The following is a 1,611-nucleotide window of genomic DNA, read 5'->3' on the forward strand; positions in this document are numbered from 1 at the left end:
TAATACCTTCAATATTGTCTGGTGCAAAGTGACTGCGAATCATGGTCATAGAAATATGAACTTCATTTCCGTTTCTTGTTACTTTAGCATCAGCTTCGCTTTTAACAACATGCGGATGTTTATTATCTTCTAACTTATAGAATTTTTTAGAATTCGCTTTTAACAAATCCGCTGGAATCCCAGCTGCATAATGAGGCTCTCCAATTGTTGGAAAATCTAATAATAACTCCATTTTTTCACCCGTAATATCATACAATTGGGCAGACTGTGTTACTTCAGGACCTGTTGGTAAATAACGGTCTTTTGTAATTTTGTTCATTGCCAATACATATTTACCAAATGGTTTTCTTGAGTTTCCTCCAGGTATCATTAAGTGACCTACAGAATAATATGTTGGTTTTCTATCAATTACTTCCCAAGTTCCTAATTTCCATTTTACAACTTCCGAAGAAATAAAGAAAGTAGTGTAAGCGTTTCCTTTGCCATCAAATTCAGTATGCAATGGTCCTAAACCTGGTTGTTTTACTGCTCCAGCTAAAGTAGCTTCGTATTGTAGAATTGGAATACCATATGCTTCACCATCAAATTTTTTCTCATCAATAGCTTTAATCATTTTACTAAACGAGTGAATAGTTAACTCAGCTGCTAATTTTCCACTTCCTACAATATATTCTCCTGAAGGATCAACGTCACAGCCGTGAGGTGATTTAGGTGTTGGCATAAAATATATAGCTCCTGGAACGTCAGAAGGATTTATAATTAGTACTTCTTTTTTCATAGTAGAAGTTGCGGTATGTGTATGCTCATCATAAACATTATGAGCATAATTGGCAGGTGCTTTTGTACCTCCGCCATTGTTTACATATTCTTCAATTTTTTTCCAATTGATAGCAGCAATAAAATCTTTATCATTTTGCGAAGCATTTACTTCTAACAACGAGTTTGCTTCTTCAGTATTATAAGTTGTAAAGAAGAACCAACCATGAGAATCTCCTCTACCTGGATGTGATAAATCATAATTAAAACCAGGCATCATAATTTGAAATTTTATATCCATGCCTCCATCTTCAGGATCAACTGAAATAAAAGTTAAGGCTCCTTTAAAATTACCTTTATACTCTGCAATAGGCATATCTTTTTGTGGATAAGGAATACTAAAACGTGTTCCTGCTACAACATATTCTGTATTTTCAGTAACAAAAGATGAACTGTGATTACCTGCTGAATTAGGAATTTCTATAATTTCAGTGGTTTCAAAAGTTGTTAAATCAATTTTTGCAATACGAGGTGTATTGTTACCATTAATAAATACATATCTACCATCTAATTCTCCATTAGTTTGAGAAATATCTGGGTGATGTGAATCGTCCCAAGGAATAAATCCATGAGAAGTATTTAACATTGGTTTTGTTTCTTCGTTAAAACCGTACGCTTTTTCAGCATCTACTGAAAAAACAGGAATTACTTTAAATAAACGTCCTGAAGGAAGTCCATAAACTGCCAACTGACCACTAAATCCACCTGAAACAAAGGCATAGAATTCGTCGTGTTCACCTGGAGCAACATATACACGCTCTGCAGCATTGCTTGTTAATGCTCCAGATTTTTTAC

General features: G+C 34.3%; 1 protein-coding gene. It reads right to left on the reverse strand.

Going from position 1 to position 1,611, the window contains the following annotated elements:
* Positions 1 to 1,611: Sec-dependent nitrous-oxide reductase (gene nosZ / locus Q0352_RS13690; RefSeq protein WP_299528411.1), on the reverse strand; the 1,611-nt coding region annotated here is incomplete at both ends.

It is taken from the genome of uncultured Lutibacter sp. (assembly GCF_937891065.1).
In the GTDB taxonomy this organism is placed as follows: Bacteria; Bacteroidota; Bacteroidia; order Flavobacteriales; family Flavobacteriaceae; genus Lutibacter.